The sequence below is a fragment of the Mesorhizobium sp. M1409 genome (assembly GCF_040317535.1).
Classification (GTDB): Bacteria; Pseudomonadota; Alphaproteobacteria; order Rhizobiales; family Rhizobiaceae; genus Mesorhizobium.
This window is the reverse complement of the sequence record NZ_JAMYKV010000038.1, coordinates 1-15,760: the sequence shown is the minus strand read 5'-3', so window position 1 is coordinate 15,760 and position 15,760 is coordinate 1. Positions and strand designations below refer to the sequence as shown.

Sequence of the window (15,760 nt, the reverse complement as noted above, 5' to 3'; positions counted from 1 at the left end):
TTGCATTTCAAAAATTCGTGACGTAGCTTGTTTGCACATTGGCAAAAAAATTGCCAAAGTTTTTTCCTTTTATGAAAGACGGGGACTTTGCGGGAACATCTCGATCTGACCGATCGGCGGCTGGTCAAACAGCTGTCGCAGGATGCACAGCCGGGCATCAACCGCATCGCCGAGATCTTGGCGATTTCGGTGCCGACGGTGCGCACGCGTCTGCGCAACCTGCTCGACCGCAACCTGCTCAAGATCGTCGGACTGCTTAACCTGACCGAGCGCCCCGAACTGATCTCGGCCATTGTCGGCATCAACGCCCAGGGGCGCGGCCGGGCCCGCGAGCTGGCGCAGCGTATCTCCGAACTGCCCTTCGTCAACTCGGCCTCGGTGGTCACCGGGCGCTTCGACATCATCGTCGATGTGACGGTGGCCGGCGACGTCGCCGATCTCTACCGCGTCACCAGCGAGCTGATCCCTGGCGCCGGCGAACCGGGCGAAGTCGTTCGCAGCGAGACCTTCGTCGTCATGGCGTCCTGCAACAAATGGGTCAGCCTGCCGGAAGGCTGCTGGTCGGACGATCGCAAGGAGCCGGCATGAAGGTCGCGGTTCTCGGCGGCCTCGGCCTGCAAGGCCGCGCGGCGATCGCCGACCTCGTCGCCAGCAACGGCGTCGAGGAAATCGTCTGCGTCGACACCGCAGCGGACGGCCCGGCCCGGCTTGCCGGCCTGACCGATCTTGCCCGCGTACGCTTCGTCGTGCCTGAAGGCGCGATCGGCCCGGCGCTGGCCAATGTACTTGATGATGTCGACGCCGTCATCGACCTGTTGCCGCAGCCATTGATGCACGAGGCGGTTCAGGCCGCGATCACCACCCGCACGCCCTTGGTCACCACAAATTACGCCAAGTCGATCGCCGACCTGGCGCCGGCCGCAGAACAGGCCGGCGTCTCGATCATGACCGAATGCGGGCTCGACCCCGGCATCGACCTCGTGCTCTACGCGCGCGCCGCCAGGCAGTTCGACTCTATCACAGCAATCGATTCCTATTGCGGCGGTATCCCCGAGCCGAAGGCGATGGCCAAACCACTGTGCTACAAGGTGAGCTGGAATTTCGACATGGTCCTGGTCAGCCAGAACCGCGACAGCGTGATGATCGAGGATGGCGAACGCGTCGCGGTGCCGGCCGGCCAGCAGCACGCCAATCCCTTCATCCATGAGATCGAAGTCGCGGGCCTCGGCAGGCTGGAAGCCTTCCCCAATGGCGATGCGCTGCATTATGTCGAGATGCTGGACGCAGCCAAGGGGTTGCGCCGCTCCGGCCGATACACGCTGCGCTGGCCGGGATGGTCGGCCTTCTGGGCGCCGCTGAAGGAACTCGGCTTCCTCTCCGAAGACAAGGTGCCTGGCACCTCCAACAGTCCGCGCGAATTCCTCGGCCGGCTGCTCGGGCCCCAATTGCAATATGGCCCCGGCGAAAAGGATCTTTGCGTGATGCGCAATGTCTTTTCCGGGCTCGAAGACGGCCGCGCCAAGACGGTGACGTCGGACCTGATCATCGAGCGCGACCTGGCTTCGGGCCTGTTCGGCATGAGCCTCGGCGTCGGCTATCCCGCCAGCATCGTGGCGCAGATGCTGGCGCGTGGCGAGATCACCAGACCCGGCTTGCTCAATCCGCTGCTCGATGTGCCTGACGAGCCCTTCTTCGACGAGCTTGCCAGACGCGGCATCAAGGTCACCGAAACGGTGGCCTGGGACTGAGGATTTTCGAACGGTGGCCGCCGCCGACAACGGCGCCGCCGCTCAAAAAAGCACCCCCAAAGGGTGAAAAATAACGAAGACGTGGAACAATAAAACAAGGAGGACTACCAAAATGAAGATTGCCAGACTTTTCATCGCCGGACTTGCGCTCGCTGGGCTCACCACTGCCGCCACAGCCGGAACACTGGACGACATCACCAAGCGCGGCGAACTGCGCGTCGCCGTGCAGACCCAGGGACCTCCCTTCTCACTGGTCGGCGCCAATGGCGAACGCACCGGCAGTTCGGTTGAACTCGCCGAACTGATGGCCAAGGAAATGGGTGTCAAGATCACCTTCCTCGACTTCGACTGGGACGGGCTGATCCCGGCGCTGCTTTCGGGCAAGGCCGACTTGCTGGTCGCCGACATGACGCCGACGCTGGCGCGCGGCATGAAGGTCGCCTTCACCACGCCTTACATGTATACGGGCAGCACCGTCTTCACCAAGGCCGACAGCAAGTTCAAGACCACCGAGGATTGCAAGGCCAAGGGCACCAAGATCGCCGTGCTGCTGGGCGCCACGGGCGAAAAGGAAGCCAAGACCGCCTTCCCCGATGCCGATATCAAGAGTTACAAGGGCGGCGGTCCGCTGCTGCTCGACGCCGTCAACAACGGCCAGGCCGATTGCGGCGTCAACGACATCTCGGCGGTCAAGGGCCAGTCGACCGCTTATCCGGCCGGCTCCTTCACCATCATGCCGGACCTTTTGTCGAAGGAACCGCTTGCCTTCGCCACCCGCTATGACGAGCCGGAACTGCTGGTCTGGATGAACCTGTTTCTCAACCAGGTCAGCATCGACGGCCGCCTGCAGAAGAACCTCGACTACTGGGTCAATTCCGACGCCTGGAAGAAAGACCACTGAGGAATTAGCAAGTAAGGGAGTAGCGAATAGGGAGTAGCGAGTAGGGAATGGCCGTTCCGGCCATGCTCTGCTGCTCCCTACTCCTCTACTCCTCTACTCCTTATTCGCTACTCGCTACTCGCTATTCGCTATTCGCCCTTCCCTCTTCACCGCCGCGCGCCCATGCTCGAAAATTTCAGCTTCCGCACCATCGTCGAATATCTGCCTCTGTTTGGGCAGGGCCTGATCACGACCGTCTGGCTGTCGGCGCTGTCCTTTGTCGGCGCGCTCATTGTCGGCATCGTGCTGTGCGCCATGAACCTGCAGCGCGGCTGGCTGTTTCGCGTGCCGGCCAAGGCCTATATCGACGCGGTGCGCGCCACGCCCTTGCTGGCGCAGCTCTATTTCCTCTATTTCGGCTTGCCCCGGCTCGGCTTCGTCCTGCCCGAACTGGTCGTCGGCATCCTGGCGCTATCGCTCAACAGCGGCGCCTATATCACTGAAATCATTCGCGCCGGCATCCTGTCGATCCCGCGCGGCCAGGTGGAAGCCAGCGTCGCCTCGGGCATGACCTATGTCCAGCGCATGCGCCTGGTCGTCCTGCCGCAAGCCTTCAAGGTGACGATCCCGCCGCTGCTCGGCCAGGCGATCGTGCTGGTCAAGGATTCCGCACTGCTGTCACTGATTTCGGTTTCCGAACTGACGCGCGCCGGCCAGCTGCTCGCCTCCGACCGCTTCATGCCGGCGGAAGGTTTTCTCACCATCGCCGCCTTCTACCTGCTGCTCTATTACGGACTGAAGGGACTGGCTGGCCTCTCCAGCCGCTGGCTCGGCACCGCGGGGGCGCGGACATGATCTGGCAACAGTTGCAAAGCCTCGCCGGCTCCTATCCACTGGCCCTGCGCGGCCTCGGCATGACCGTGGTGCTGTCGCTGATCAGCCTGGTGCTCGGCACCTCGCTCGGCTTCGGCCTCGGCATCCTGCGCACCGGCGGCAACCGGTTGATATCAGGCGCCATCGGCGCCTGGGTCGATCTGATCCGCGGCACGCCGTTCCTGGTGCAGATCTTCCTGATCTTCTTCATCCTGCCGGAGTTGGGCATCGAGCTCGACGCCTTCACCGCAGGCATCATCGCGCTGACCAATCTGGCCGCGTGCTTCATCTGCGAGATCGTCGCCGCGGGCATCCGCTCGGTACCGACCGGCCAGGTCGAGGCGGCACTCGCGTCGGGCCTGTCGCGCTGGCAGCGCATGCGCCAGGTGGTGCTGCCGCAGGCGATGCGCATCGTGCTGCCGCCGCTGGTCGGGCAGTATGTGCTGCTGATCAAGGATTCTTCCGTCGTCTCGGCGATCGGCCTCACCGACCTCACCCGCGTCGGCTGGCTGGTGGTGCAGCGTGTGCCGAACGGCCTCTTGGTCTTCTTCCTCGTTGGCGTCGGCTATTTCATCGTCTGCTATCCCCTGATCATGCTTGCCCGCCGGCTCGAACGCCGCATGGGTGCGGCGCATGGCGAGGTGCAGCTGTGACAGCGAATTCCAAAGGGCCAACAGCCATGAGCAACCCAAGCCTGACAAAAACCGGCATGATCGACTTTCGCGGCGTCAACAAATGGTTCGGCTCGCTCAACGTGCTGAAGGACATTACGCTGAGCGTCGAGCCGCGCGAAGTGGTCGTCGTTTGCGGCCCGAGCGGCTCGGGCAAGAGCACGCTGATCCGCTGCGTCAACGGCCTGGAGGCGATCAAGGACGGCGACCTCGTAGTCGACGGCCAGCGCCTCGGCGATCCCGCCACCAACATGACGCAGTTGCGCACCGAGATCGGCTTCGTCTTTCAGGCGTTCAACCTCTACCCGCACAAGACCGCGCTCGAAAACGTGACGCTGGCCCCCATCCATGTCCGCAAGATCCCGCGCGCCGAGGCCGAAAAGGCCGGCCGCGAATTACTGGCCAAGGTCGGGCTGGCCGACAAGGTCAATGCCTATCCGGCGCAGCTCTCCGGCGGCCAGCAGCAGCGCGTGGCGATCGCGCGCTGCCTCGGCATGCGGCCCAAGATCATGCTGTTCGACGAGCCGACCTCCGCACTCGACCCCGAGATGATTTCCGAAGTGCTCGACGTCATGGTGGCGGTCGCCGAGGAAGGCATGACCATGATGGTGGTGACGCACGAGATGGGCTTTGCCCGCAAGGTCGCCCAGCGCGTGGTGTTCATGGACGCCGGCGCCATTGTCGAAAGCGGCACGCCCGACGAGTTCTTCTCCCACCCCAAGACCGACCGCAGCCGAGCTTTTCTGAGCAAGATTCTCAGGCATTAAGGCGCGGTGTGGAGCCTGTCAGTCGATGGCTCTCTCTCGGGCGGCCGGTAACGATCCCACTGTTATCGTTGCTGAAAAGGCCAATATCCAGGGTGCGATTCACTGCCATTCCCGCCAAATCGCACGGATCTTGGTAGCAAACGCACTTCGCCCGTCACAGATGTCGTTCGATGTCCATTCGTTGATGCAGGATGCGGATGACATCTAGGATCATTTCGGATTGACGGAAGAAAACGAAGTGTTGACCGAGGGGATATTTGAAATAGTTCTCGCGCACTTCGGTGCGGCGGCCGTTTTTGACGCCGCTGGCCAAGGCCTCGATAGCACCGATCAGATCGTGGTGATACCGATCCGCTTGTTCAAGCGACCAGTGTTTGAACGTGTAGAGCCAGATATCTTCCAAGTCAGCTTCGGCGAGCGGTGAGAGTCGATATTGGCGGCTCTCATTTGGCATGCTTGGCCCGCATCTTCCTCAGGAATGCAGTGCTATCGAAGGCAACGGGTACGCCAGATTCCTCGCCGGCAATGAGTGCGTTTTGCAAGGCACGGACCTTGGCCTCATGCTCTTCGAGCAACCGCAGGCCTGCACGCACGACATCACTCGCCGAACCGTAACGGCCTGTCTGAACCTGCGTATCGATAAAGCCGGCGAAATGGTCGCCAAGGGAAACAGAGGTATTTCGGGACATGAGCTTCACCCTGAGGTAACGATGCAAACATATACCAAAAATTGGTATATGTCCATGTTGTGGCGCCCAGAAGGGGTAAGGTCCCGGTCGGTCGACGGACTCCAAATGGCAAGGGCGCGCCCGCGCCCTTAGAGTTCCCTAGTGGGATCGGCGCCGGCCGCGCCCCCAAAAAATGTCAAACACTACTCGGCCGCCTCATACCCGGCGATGCCCTTGATCTCCAAAAAATCCTCGAGCCCGTATTCGGCGTATTCGCGGCCATTGCCCGACTGCTTGTAGCCGCCGAACGGCAGGCCGGCATCCCACTCGGGATAGTTGATGTAGACATTGCCGGTGCGCATGCGCGCCGCCACTTCACGCGCCTTCTTCATGTCCTTGGCCTGGATGTAGGAGGCGAGGCCATAGACGGTGTCGTTGGCGGTGGCGATCACCTCGTCGACGCTGTCATAGGGCATGATCGTCAGCACCGGCCCGAAGATCTCCTCGCGGGCGATGCGCATGTCGTGGGTGACGTCGGCGAACACCGTCGGCCTGACATAGTAGCCGCGGTTGAGTTCGGCCGGACGGCCGGGGCCACCGGCGACCAGCGTCGCACCCTCGTCGATGCCGGCTTGGATCAGGTCCTGGATCTTGTCGAATTGGATCTGGCTGACCACCGGGCCGAGCTTGGTGCCCGCCGCATCGGCGGGGCCGACGGTGAATTTTTCCGCAGCCGCCTTGGCATAGCCGGCAGCCTCGTCATGGCGGTCGCGCGGCACGAACATGCGCGTCGGCGCGTTGCAGGACTGGCCGCTGTTGCTGAAGCAACTGGCGACGCCCTTGGTGACGGCGCTTGCGAGATCGACGTCTCCGAACAGGATGTTGGCCGACTTGCCGCCAAGTTCCTGATGCACGCGCTTGACCGTGTCGGCGGCGGCCTTGGCCACCAGGATGCCGGCACGGGTCGAACCGGTGAACGACATCATGTCGATGTCGGGATGGCTGGACAGCGCCTGGCCGACGCCCGGACCGTCGCCATTGACGAGGTTGAACACGCCCTTCGGTACGCCGGCCTCGTCGAGGATCTCGGCGAAGATGATGGCGTCGAGCGGCGCGATCTCGGATGGCTTCAGCACCATGGTGCAGCCGGCGGCGAGAGCGGGACCGACCTTGCAGGTGATCTGGTTGAGCGGCCAGTTCCACGGCGTGATCAGACCGACGACGCCGATCGGTTCCTTGACCACCAGATGGTTGCCCTTCACGTGGCGAAATTCGAACGTCTTCAGCACGTCCGCCATCTTCTGCAAATGCGCAAGGCCGATGCCGACCTGGCTGTCCAACGCCATCTGGCGCGGCGCACCCATCTCACGCGACACGGCAATCGCCAGATCGGGGCTACGCTTCTTGTAGATCGCGATGATGCGGTTCAGGAGCTCGAGCCGCTCGCCGACCTCGGTGAAACCAAAGCTGTTGAAGGCGCGCTTGGCGGCGGCCACCGCCTTGTCGACATCGGCCTTGGAGCCGAGCGATATTTGCGCGAAGGCATCCTCGTTCGACGGATCTATGACGTCGAACGTGTTGGGCACAACAGGATCGACCCACGCGCCATCGATATAGAACCGCAGATTGTGTGACATGGTTTCTCCTGGGGATGCACCGCGTGGCGGTACCGGCCGTCATATGTGGCTGGAGATAACGATGCACAAACGCCGCTGTCAAACGCAACCCCCGAAGTCGTTGAGCCAGTGCGTCAGTCGTTGAGCCAGGGCCAGCGGCAATCTGGCTGTTTGCGTCAGCCTGCCGATCGTTTGCTCATATAGACCGTCACGCCGTTCATGAACGGCTCTTCGCGGTCGATCGTATAGCAATGCTTTTTGTAGAGCGAGACATTGGCCTCGAACGCGCCATTGGTCAGCAGGCGAATCTCGAGGCGACCCGCTTCGACTGCCTTCTGCTCGGCCCGCTCGAGCAGCAGCCGGCCGATCCCCCTGCCCTGCTCATCCGGTGCGACGCAGACATTCTCGATCCAGAGGTGATCGTTGGTCAGGATGGTTTCGATCATCCGACAATGCCGCCATCCTCGACAGCGAGATCGAATGGATGCTCGGCAACGGCCTTGTCGTAATCGGTGCGCATCGGCAGCGGCTCGCGGCCGATGACCGGCACCCATTTGGCATAGGCGGCCCGCACGATATTCCTGATCGCGGCGGCATCCGCCGGCACGGCCGGCCGAAGCCGGATGGAAGAAACGATGGTCATGAAAGTGCTCCAGACATGAAAACCCCACCGGCTTATGTCGCGGGCGGGGCTGGAAACGAACGAACCGGATCTATTCCGCCGGCCTTTGTCGTCGCGCAATCAGCTTGCCGTTCCGCATGGTGCGGGGGCGGCGTCGCTTGTCGGTGGCGGGCGCGAGAACGAGCATGGCCTCAAGCTGAAGCAGGAAGCGTGGCGCTGTCAAGGCGCCGCTCGATCGATAGCGCGTCTCGCATCGGCAAAACGCGGTTCTGGTCCTCGCGCCTGTTGGGCATGGAATCGCTATATACTTTGCGCCAACGGCAATTTGATCGATGGAAAAATATGACCGGGACGCTGAACAAGACGGTGGGGATGGTTGCCATCCTGAACGCGAGTTCGCACAAAGCCAAATTTCAAACTGAGCCGCTCCCGCCCGATCCGGACACAAGCCTTGCGTCCTCAATACTTCCGCGCCGTCGGCCTAAAAGGATCTCGTTGATGTCGACCTCGTCAGGCTGGCTCATGGCGAACACCACCATCCTGGCGAAGGAATTGGCCGGGATGGCGACGCGGTCGTAGAGCGCGTGCTCGACCTATGGTGGGCTCCATGCCTGGAAAAGACCCGTCGCATGAATCCATGCGAACGCGACGCGCTTTAGGAGTCGGCCCCCCGTGGCACCAGCAGCGCAATCCATCTGGATTGAATCCGCCGTCGTTCTATCTTCCTGCTCGACCGAGACCTTTCCAAGGACGCCAGCACCGGAGCAATGCCGTGACCGACACCGACCTCGCCGACGCCTATCGCGGCTACATCGCTTGCCTCAACAATCAGGATTGGGCGCGGCTGCATCGCTTCGTCCATGACGAGGTACACTATAATGGCGACCGGGTCGGGCTGGCGGGTTACCAAGAGATGCTGGAGCGGGATTTCCGGGAAATTCCGGACCTCTATTTCGACATCCAACTGCTGATCTCGGATACGCCCTTCATAGCCAGCCGGCTCCAATTCAACTGCACGCCGATCGGAAACTTCCTCGGCCTGCCCGTCAACGGCAGGAAAGTCTCGTTCAGCGAGAACGTCTTCTATGAATTTCTGGATGACAGGATAAGGCACGTCTGGTCGGTGATCGACAAGGCGGCCATCGAAGCGCAGCTTTAGTCAAAGCTATCGTTCGTAAAAATCGATCGTTCTAACGAAAATAATTCGTTGGAAAGATTGGTTCTGGAATGGCATTCCTCCGGCATACCCACCCGGAGCATTACATTGTCTTCCTTTACCCACATCACGAACGATATTCCGAATAGCCTGATTTCCGCCGAGCTCGCCCAAGGACGAAAATCCCTCGACTGGAATGGCGTCGTCCCCGGAATCGTCTTGGTCGCGATGATTACAGCCGTCGCCTTCTCGGCCCGCAATGTCTCGGGCTTCGCTTTGTTCAGCCCGATGATAACAGCCGTCGTCGCCGGGATGATCTATTCCAACGTGCTCGGCACGCCTGCCCACGCCAAGGCCGGCATCGCGTTTTCGCAGCGCCGGCTCCTGCGCTTCGCCATCGTGCTGCTCGGCTTCCAGCTGACGCTTGGCCAGGTGGTGTCGATCGGCGCCGGCGGCGTCGGCATCGTCGCTGCCACGCTCGGTGCCACCTTCGTCTTCACCATCACGCTCGGCCGGCTGATCGGCGTCGACGCCAAGCTGGCGCGGCTGATCGCCGCCGGCACCTCGATCTGCGGCGCCTCGGCCATCGTCGCCACCAACATCGTCACCGATGCGCGCGACGAGGACGTCACCTATGCCGTCGCCTCGATCACTTTGTTCGGCACCGTCGCCATGCTCGGCTTCCCGCTCATGGCGCCGATGCTCGGCCTCGACCAGCACGCTTTCGGCCTGTGGGCGGGCGCCTCCATCCATGAGGTAGCGCAAGTCATCGGCGCCGGCTTCCAGAACGGCACCCAGTCCGGCGAGATCGCCACCGTCGCCAAGCTGACCCGCGTCGCCATGCTGGCGCCGATGGTCATCGCGCTCGGCCTGATGGCCCGCCGCAAAAGCAGCGGTCAGTCGGCAGCGCGGCCGCCCATGCCGTGGTTCGTCGCCGCCTTCGTCGCCGTCGTGGCGCTGAACAGCCTGGTCACCGTGCCGGCCGAGGTGAAGTCGGCAATGGCGCTCGCCACCACCATCATGCTGACCATGGGGCTGGCCGCCATGGGCCTGCAGGCAGACATTTCGCGGCTGCGCTCACGCGGCCTGCGCCCGCTGGCGCTCGCCTTCTCGGCCTTCCTGTTCATCGGCTGCTTCAGCCTGATGCTGGTGAAGTTCGCATGAGCATAATTCCGGGAGCCAAAGGCCCGGTCCGCGCAAGCGCGTTTGGGAATCAAAACCACATCGGCTAGGCTCCACTGCGTATCAGCATACGAGCCCCAACCGATCCATGCCGTTTGTTCCCTTGCCCTTCGTCGTCGCCCTGTTGCTGTTCATCCTGCTTTGGGTGGTCGCCAGGCGCGAGGATGAGTCGGCACCGAACCTGCCGTTTCTTGGCCTGATCCTGCTAGCCGCGCTGCAATCGGTGTTCACCGGACTGCGGTGGGGCTATGGCGTCGGCGAAGTCGGCTATGTCGCGCCCGTATCTGCCGCGATCATGCCGTCGCTGCTCTACGTCGGCGTCTCGAAGCTCATCCGCACCAGCGACCGCCGATGGCCGGCCCTTTTGGTGCTTCACGCAACGCCAGCCGCCCTCGTCCTCGTGCTGGTCCTCTTCTGGCGCGATGTGGTCGACGTGGCGCTGATATCAATCGAGTTCATCTACGCCGCCGCCATTCTCTGGCTGCTTCGCTCCGGCGCCGACGGCCTGCGTCTTGCCCCTTTCGACGGGGCGGTCCCGGCCTATCGGGCCATCGTTGCCGCGGCCGTGACGCTGTGCCTGTCGGGAATGGTCGACATGCTGGTGTCCTTCGAGGTTGCGTACGGGCAAAGCGCTCGCGCGGCGACCGTGATCGGTGTCGCCAATCTTTTCATCCTCATCTTTGTCGGCGTGGCGGCGGCGGCTGCCAGCCAAAGCCATGTGCCGATCAATGCCGCCGAGTTCGCCGAGGCTTCGTCCCCATCCGATGCCGGCAAAGATGCCGAGACGATCGCCAGGGTCAACGAACTGATGCAGGAGAAAAAGCTCTATCGCGACGCCAATCTCAACCTCAACCGCCTTGCCCGGCGTGCCGCAATTCCGGCACGGCAGATTTCGGCCGCGATCAACAGGGCCACGGCCAGGAACGTGTCGCAATATGTCAATGAGTACCGCGTCACCGAGGCTTGCCGGCTGTTGAGCGAGACCGATCAGTCGGTGACGGAAATCATGCTTGCGGTCGGATTCCAGACCAAGTCGAACTTCCACCGCGAATTCCGCCGCGTCACCGACATGACGCCGCTCGCCTGGCGCGACCGGAGCGCGCAATCGCCCGCGCTCGCGAGCGCCGTGAGTGGCTGAACCAGGAAGCGCCATTCCGCACTGAACGGTGCTCAATCGCGATAAAGCACGTCCTCGAACGCGATCGAGGTCGCGGGCTTCGCACCGATCCGCTGATATCGGGGCGTCAACACAGCAATCGAACATGACCGCCACTTGCCCGGACGCTGAGCCTCCGGGCTCGCCAGCCAAAGCCCGTGTTCGACAACGGAGATTTCAATGAAATTCTGGATCACGCTCTGTGCCATCGCTGTTTCCACGGCGCTGATGCAACACGCGGCCGACGCCGGCGACATTGTCGGCGTTCGTCAGCTTCCCGCCCCATCCAAGGAGCGCGGCATCGATCTCGATGTGACGGTCTGGTATCCGGCGCAACCGGGCGGTGAGATGGTTATATCAGGCGACACCGCGCTTTTCGTCGGGACTTCGGCCATGCGCGACGCGCCGATCGCTGGCGGAAAATTTCCGCTCATCCTGCTTTCGCACGGCGCCGGTCTGGCGGGGAACCCGCAAGCCCTGAGTTGGATCGCGACGCCCTTGGCCAGGCAGGGATTCGTCGTCGCCGCTCCCACACATCCGGGAAATACGGGGAAAAACAATTCCGCCGCCGAGACGATGAAACTCTGGTTGCGGCCCGCCGATCTCACGGCAACCCTGACCGCAACGGAGAAGAACGCCTTCTTCTCAGCGCATCTCGAGCAAGGCAAAGTGGGCGTCATCGGTCTTTCCATGGGCGGCAACACCGCGCTCGCGATAGCCGGTGCGCGCGTCGACCCGAAATTGCTCGCGTCCTATTGCGATACGGACCTGCTCAACGCTTCGCTTTGCGAATGGGTCAGGCAAAGCGGAGTCGATCTCCACGCCATGGATTTGCGGCCCGCCGGCCGTGACAACAGGGACGGGCGCATTCGCTTCGCCATGGCAATTGATCCCGCCCCCTCCGATGTCTTTGACACCAAAAGCTTTGCCGGCATCAACATTCCGGTCGACATCGTCAACCTTGGCCGGCCTGGCAAGATCCCCGCGACTGCCGACGCATCCGGGATCGCAAAAGCAATTTCAAAGGCGAGCTATGCGACGATCGAGGATGCAAGCCACTACAGCATGTTCGGTGAATGCAAACCCGGCGCCTCCGGCATCATCGTATCCGAAGAGATAGGCGACCCGGTGTGCGATGATGGTGCAGGACGATCGCGCGGTGAGATCCACACGCAGCTGATCGATATGGTGTCAGCGGCCTTCAACCGCGCGCTGAAGGCTGGGCCGTAGGTTCGGCCGCCTTGCAGTCAGGCCGCGCTTCAGTCCTCGAAAGAACTCGCCGCCACGTAGATCGCCGCCAGCGTCTCGATGCCGGCCTGGTCGGCCTTGTCGAAGCGGGCCGGCAGCGGGCTGTCGAGGTCGAGCACGCCGAAGACGCCCTGATCGTCCTCGAGCACCACCACCAGTTCCGAACGCGAGTCGGCGTCGCAGGCGATGTGGCCGGGAAAATCATGCACGTCCTTGATCAGCATCGAGGTGCCGAGCTCGACCGCCGTTCCGCACACGCCCTTGCCGACGGCGATGCGCACGCAAGCCGGCTTGCCCTGGAACGGCCCGAGCACCATTTCCTCGTCCGATTGCAGGAAATAGAACCCCGCCCAGTTGAGGTCCGGCACCATCTGGAAGATCAGCGCGGCGGTGTTGGCGGCATTGGCGATCGAATCGCGCTCGCCCTCGAGCAGCGCCTTCAGTTGGGTGGCGAGGTCGCGGTAGAACGCGGCCTTGTCCGAGGTGTCGATGGCCTTGGCCGTAAACATGAACTTGTCTCCGTATCGAGGATCGCGGCTTCGCACAGGTCGCTTGCCAAAGTCCGGCAAGCCCCGCGCCCAACGACCACCGGAACAACCTAGCGTGAATCCCGGTCAAAGCCAGCAGAAGCGCATTCAACTGATAGTCCGGGCTCGTGTGCCGCCCCCTGCCTTCAGCAGCATCGCGCGGCACCGGCCACCGTATTCACGGCGAACCTTGCGACGGTCACTGATACCCGACGTTGCAGCCGACGAGCGGATCCACGTCATTTAACAGAACTTCCATTTAACAAGCAGAAGCTAATTTAAAATATTCTGTCGCGCAAACATCACAGGCTTGCCTTTCCTTGCCAACATTAGCGATTTGGTAGTCCTCCCGAATATAGGTCTATTGCGGGGCGAAGTTCTGCGTCGTAAAAAATCAGAAAAATGAGTCGGGGCGGCGGCCTCGGATATTAGGGGCCATACCGATGTTCGCCACGCATATCCGTTCCGGCCGCAAGCCGGCCGTATCGCTCCGTTCCAGCGCTTCTGTCATTACGATCCTTACTGTCGCCCTTGCGCTGAGCGCCGCGCCCGCTTGGGCTGATGGCGGCAATGGCAGCGGCGCAGGTGCTGGACAGGGAGGCGTTGACGGCGCGCCCGCAAGTGCCACAGGTCAGAATGCCGCCAATGGCGCGACCGCCGGTGGCGGCGGCGGCGGCGTTGACCTCACAACGGGCAACGGCGCTCCAGGAGGATCGGGAGGAACCTCGACGACATTTGGCGACCCAAACGGCGTTCCCGGTGCGACCGGTGCTACGGGCCAGGTCATTTCCACAAGTGGGACTATCTCCACCAGCGTCAGCGGTGGGACCGGCGGTGCTGGTGCCGCTGGCGTGGGCGGTACCGCCAGGGGCGGTGGCGGTGGCGGTGGCGGTGTCGGCGTCAGTGCCACGGCGGACAGTATCGTCACCAGCGGCGGATCGGTGACAGGTGGCACCGGCGGCGTTGGGGGCACTAACTCCAATGGCGGTGGCGGAGGTGGTGGCGTCGGTATGTTTTCGTCAGCCAATGTAATCGTCGAAGCCGGCGGCAGCGTCAGGGGCGGCGTTGGCGGCCGCGGCACCTCGCAGGGCGGCGGTGGCGGTGGCGGTGCTGCCATCGTCCTGACCGGTGGCGGAACGATAGAGAACAGCGGAAATCTGCTTGGGGGAACAGGCGGAAGAACCATCACGGGCGGCGGTGGCGACGGCGGAGCCGGTGTTCTGTTGCTGTCGGGCGGAACCATCATCAATGCGTCAGGGGCGACGATCATTGGCGGGACTGGTGGTCAGGGCGGGACAGCCGGTGATGGCGGCGCGGGGATCAAGGGCGCCAACATCGCCATCATCAATGCGGGCACGATCAGCGGCGGCGCCGTCGGTGCAGGCGGCGGAACACCGATAGCCGGCAAAGCCATCGAGTTCACCGGCGGAGTCAATTCGCTGGAGATTCAGGCCGGCTCGACCATCACGGGCAATGTCGTTGCCTTCAGCTCCGCCGACACTTTCAAGCTGGGCGGCGATACCAGCACCAGTTTCGCTGTGTCCCAGATCGGCGCTGGCGCCAAATACGACGGGTTCGGGTTTTACGAGAAGACAGGGAACAGCACCTGGACGCTGACAGGGACGACGGCCGCCATCACGCCGTGGACGCTGAGCGGCGGCATCCTACAAATATCGAGCGACAGCAATCTGGGTAATTCGAGCGGCGGCTTGACCTTCAATGGCGGCACGCTGCAAACCACCACCAACATCACCAGTGCCAGGACCGTCACGCTGACCGGCAGCGGAACGTTCCTGACCGATCCCGGCACGATCCTCACGCTGAGCAATGTCATCTCCGGCGCAGGCGTTCTCACGAAAGCCGGCGACGGCACGCTGGTTTTGACGGGCGCCAACACCTACACTGGCGGCACCTCGATCACCGCCGGCACGCTGGTCGGCAATGCGGCTTCGATCCGTGGCGACATCGGCAATGCCGGCACTGTCGTGTTCGACCAGACGGCGGACGCCAGCTTTGCCGGCGATATCTCCGGCACAGGCGCGATGGTGAAGGACGGCGTCGGCACGCTGACGCTTGCAGGCACCTCGCTGCTCGATTGGACCATCGACCAGGGTGGCCTCGTCTCGGCGGCCGAGCGCTTCGGCGGCGATGTCTCGATCGGCGCGGGCGGCTCCTTGACCTTCGACCAGACGGCCAATGCCAGCTATGCCGGCGTGTTCTCGGGCGCCGGCACTTTCGTCAAGGATGGCCAAGGCACGCTGGTGCTCGCCTCGGACAACTCGGCATTTACCGGCGCCACGTCGGTCAGCGGCGGCACGCTCGCCGCGGGCGCGGCCAAGGCGTTCAGTTCCTCCTCGCAGTTCTCCGTCGCCTCTGGCGCCACGCTTGACCTTGCCGGCACCTCCCAGACACTTGCCGGTTTGACCAACGCCGGAACGGTGCGCATCGCCGGCGGAGGTCTCGGCAATACGCTGACCATCAGCGGCGATTATGTCGGCGATGGCGGCACCGTCGTCCTCAACACCGCGCTCGGTGCCGACGGTTCGGTGACCGACATGCTGGTTGTCGCAGGCGGCACATCGGGGACGGGTACGCTCCAGGTCGCCAATTTCGGCGGCGCGGGAGACCAAACGCTCGAAGGCATCA

General features: G+C 62.9%; 18 protein-coding genes. 11 read left to right on the top strand and 7 right to left on the bottom strand.

Annotation, left to right across the window (positions count from 1 at the left end; all coding sequences use genetic code 11):
* The first annotated feature begins 87 nt into the window (after positions 1-87).
* From NKG99_RS24840 to NKG99_RS24815, 6 genes are all read left to right on the top strand, one after another.
* Positions 88-588: an Lrp/AsnC family transcriptional regulator gene (locus NKG99_RS24840; RefSeq protein WP_027035297.1), complete on the top strand. Its 501-nt coding sequence runs from the start codon at positions 88-90 to the stop codon at positions 586-588.
* The gene (locus tag NKG99_RS24835) at positions 585-1,748 is read left to right on the top strand and encodes a saccharopine dehydrogenase family protein (RefSeq protein ID WP_352871424.1); all 1,164 of its coding nucleotides are present in this window, start codon (positions 585-587) and stop codon (positions 1,746-1,748) included. Before NKG99_RS24840 ends, NKG99_RS24835 begins: the two co-directional genes overlap by 4 nt.
* A 112-nt stretch (positions 1,749-1,860) precedes the next feature.
* Positions 1,861-2,649, top strand: a complete 789-nt coding sequence (locus NKG99_RS24830) for an ABC transporter substrate-binding protein (RefSeq protein ID WP_352871423.1) — start codon at positions 1,861-1,863, stop codon at positions 2,647-2,649.
* A 162-nt stretch (positions 2,650-2,811) separates the two neighbouring features.
* Complete coding sequence (locus tag NKG99_RS24825) at positions 2,812-3,483, top strand: amino acid ABC transporter permease (RefSeq protein WP_352871422.1); 672 nt, start codon at positions 2,812-2,814, stop codon at positions 3,481-3,483.
* On the top strand, positions 3,480-4,154 hold the full coding sequence (locus NKG99_RS24820) for an amino acid ABC transporter permease (protein WP_352871421.1): 675 nt from the start codon (positions 3,480-3,482) through the stop codon (positions 4,152-4,154). The genes NKG99_RS24825 and NKG99_RS24820 overlap by 4 nt, the downstream gene beginning before the upstream one ends.
* A gap of 26 nt (positions 4,155-4,180) precedes the next feature.
* Positions 4,181-4,939 carry an amino acid ABC transporter ATP-binding protein gene (locus NKG99_RS24815; RefSeq protein WP_502910908.1) on the top strand — a complete coding sequence of 253 codons (759 nt, stop codon included), beginning with the start codon at positions 4,181-4,183 and terminating at the stop codon, positions 4,937-4,939.
* 154 nt (positions 4,940-5,093) lie between these two features.
* Here the strand turns inward: NKG99_RS24815 and NKG99_RS24810 are convergent, their stop codons facing one another.
* The 5 genes from NKG99_RS24810 to NKG99_RS24790 all read right to left on the bottom strand — a co-directional run bounded on the left by NKG99_RS24810 (position 5,094) and on the right by NKG99_RS24790 (position 7,866).
* Positions 5,094-5,393 (bottom strand): type II toxin-antitoxin system RelE/ParE family toxin, encoded by a 300-nt coding sequence (locus NKG99_RS24810; protein WP_352871420.1) that lies wholly within the window; start codon positions 5,391-5,393, stop codon positions 5,094-5,096.
* Positions 5,383-5,628 carry a type II toxin-antitoxin system ParD family antitoxin gene (locus tag NKG99_RS24805; protein WP_352871419.1) on the bottom strand — a complete coding sequence of 82 codons (246 nt, stop codon included), beginning with the start codon at positions 5,626-5,628 and terminating at the stop codon, positions 5,383-5,385. The genes NKG99_RS24810 and NKG99_RS24805 overlap by 11 nt, the downstream gene beginning before the upstream one ends.
* A 182-nt stretch (positions 5,629-5,810) precedes the next feature.
* Positions 5,811-7,244: an aldehyde dehydrogenase family protein gene (locus tag NKG99_RS24800; protein WP_352871418.1), complete on the bottom strand. Its 1,434-nt coding sequence runs from the start codon at positions 7,242-7,244 to the stop codon at positions 5,811-5,813.
* A 155-nt stretch (positions 7,245-7,399) separates the two neighbouring features.
* A complete protein-coding gene (locus NKG99_RS24795) occupies positions 7,400-7,669 on the bottom strand; it encodes a GNAT family N-acetyltransferase (protein WP_352871417.1) in 270 nt (89 codons plus the stop codon).
* A complete protein-coding gene (locus NKG99_RS24790; RefSeq protein ID WP_352871415.1) occupies positions 7,666-7,866 on the bottom strand; it encodes a GNAT family N-acetyltransferase in 201 nt (66 codons plus the stop codon). Before NKG99_RS24790 ends, NKG99_RS24795 begins: the two co-directional genes overlap by 4 nt.
* Before the next feature lie 751 nt (positions 7,867-8,617).
* Here NKG99_RS24790 and NKG99_RS24785 point away from each other — a divergent pair.
* The 3 genes from NKG99_RS24785 (at position 8,618) to NKG99_RS24775 (ending at position 11,321) form a co-directional block, all read left to right on the top strand.
* A complete protein-coding gene (locus NKG99_RS24785) occupies positions 8,618-9,004 on the top strand; it encodes an ester cyclase (protein WP_352871414.1) in 387 nt (128 codons plus the stop codon).
* A gap of 105 nt (positions 9,005-9,109) precedes the next feature.
* Positions 9,110-10,165, top strand: coding sequence for a YeiH family protein (locus tag NKG99_RS24780; RefSeq protein WP_352871413.1), 1,056 nt, complete (start codon positions 9,110-9,112; stop codon positions 10,163-10,165).
* A gap of 106 nt (positions 10,166-10,271) precedes the next feature.
* A complete protein-coding gene (locus tag NKG99_RS24775; RefSeq protein WP_352871412.1) occupies positions 10,272-11,321 on the top strand; it encodes a helix-turn-helix domain-containing protein in 1,050 nt (349 codons plus the stop codon).
* Positions 11,322-11,353: 32 nt separating this feature from the next.
* On the opposite strand, the gene NKG99_RS24770 is transcribed toward NKG99_RS24775, so the two are convergent.
* Positions 11,354-11,548 (bottom strand): hypothetical protein, encoded by a 195-nt coding sequence (locus NKG99_RS24770; RefSeq protein ID WP_352871410.1) that lies wholly within the window; start codon positions 11,546-11,548, stop codon positions 11,354-11,356.
* Here NKG99_RS24770 and NKG99_RS24765 point away from each other — a divergent pair.
* Positions 11,520-12,569: an alpha/beta hydrolase family protein gene (locus tag NKG99_RS24765; protein WP_352871409.1), complete on the top strand. Its 1,050-nt coding sequence runs from the start codon at positions 11,520-11,522 to the stop codon at positions 12,567-12,569. The genes NKG99_RS24770 and NKG99_RS24765 overlap by 29 nt on opposite strands.
* Before the next feature lie 29 nt (positions 12,570-12,598).
* Here the strand turns inward: NKG99_RS24765 and msrC are convergent, their stop codons facing one another.
* On the bottom strand, positions 12,599-13,096 hold the full coding sequence (gene msrC, locus NKG99_RS24760; RefSeq protein ID WP_352871408.1) for a free L-methionine (R)-S-oxide reductase MsrC: 498 nt from the start codon (positions 13,094-13,096) through the stop codon (positions 12,599-12,601).
* 461 nt (positions 13,097-13,557) lie between these two features.
* Here msrC and NKG99_RS24755 point away from each other — a divergent pair.
* The coding region (locus NKG99_RS24755; protein ID WP_352871407.1) for an autotransporter-associated beta strand repeat-containing protein at positions 13,558-15,760 on the top strand (2,203 nt) is incomplete at its 3' end.

What these genes read in the sequence shown, in the direction of transcription:
- NKG99_RS24835 (WP_352871424.1), top strand. Translation starts at nt 585, where the DNA reads ATGAAGGTCGCGGTTCTCGGCGGCCTCGGCCTGCAAGGCCGCGCGGCG.
- NKG99_RS24830 (WP_352871423.1), top strand. Translation starts at nt 1,861, where the DNA reads ATGAAGATTGCCAGACTTTTCATCGCCGGACTTGCGCTCGCTGGGCTC.
- NKG99_RS24825 (WP_352871422.1), top strand. Translation starts at nt 2,812, where the DNA reads ATGCTCGAAAATTTCAGCTTCCGCACCATCGTCGAATATCTGCCTCTG.
- NKG99_RS24820 (WP_352871421.1), top strand. Translation starts at nt 3,480, where the DNA reads ATGATCTGGCAACAGTTGCAAAGCCTCGCCGGCTCCTATCCACTGGCC.
- NKG99_RS24815 (WP_502910908.1), top strand. Translation starts at nt 4,181, where the DNA reads ATGAGCAACCCAAGCCTGACAAAAACCGGCATGATCGACTTTCGCGGC.
- NKG99_RS24810 (WP_352871420.1), bottom strand. Translation starts at nt 5,393, where the DNA reads ATGCCAAATGAGAGCCGCCAATATCGACTCTCACCGCTCGCCGAAGCT.
- NKG99_RS24805 (WP_352871419.1), bottom strand. Translation starts at nt 5,628, where the DNA reads ATGTCCCGAAATACCTCTGTTTCCCTTGGCGACCATTTCGCCGGCTTT.
- NKG99_RS24800 (WP_352871418.1), bottom strand. Translation starts at nt 7,244, where the DNA reads ATGTCACACAATCTGCGGTTCTATATCGATGGCGCGTGGGTCGATCCT.
- NKG99_RS24795 (WP_352871417.1), bottom strand. Translation starts at nt 7,669, where the DNA reads ATGATCGAAACCATCCTGACCAACGATCACCTCTGGATCGAGAATGTC.
- NKG99_RS24790 (WP_352871415.1), bottom strand. Translation starts at nt 7,866, where the DNA reads ATGACCATCGTTTCTTCCATCCGGCTTCGGCCGGCCGTGCCGGCGGAT.
- NKG99_RS24775 (WP_352871412.1), top strand. Translation starts at nt 10,272, where the DNA reads ATGCCGTTTGTTCCCTTGCCCTTCGTCGTCGCCCTGTTGCTGTTCATC.
- NKG99_RS24765 (WP_352871409.1), top strand. Translation starts at nt 11,520, where the DNA reads ATGAAATTCTGGATCACGCTCTGTGCCATCGCTGTTTCCACGGCGCTG.
- NKG99_RS24770 (WP_352871410.1), bottom strand. Translation starts at nt 11,548, where the DNA reads ATGGCACAGAGCGTGATCCAGAATTTCATTGAAATCTCCGTTGTCGAA.
- msrC (WP_352871408.1), bottom strand. Translation starts at nt 13,096, where the DNA reads ATGTTTACGGCCAAGGCCATCGACACCTCGGACAAGGCCGCGTTCTAC.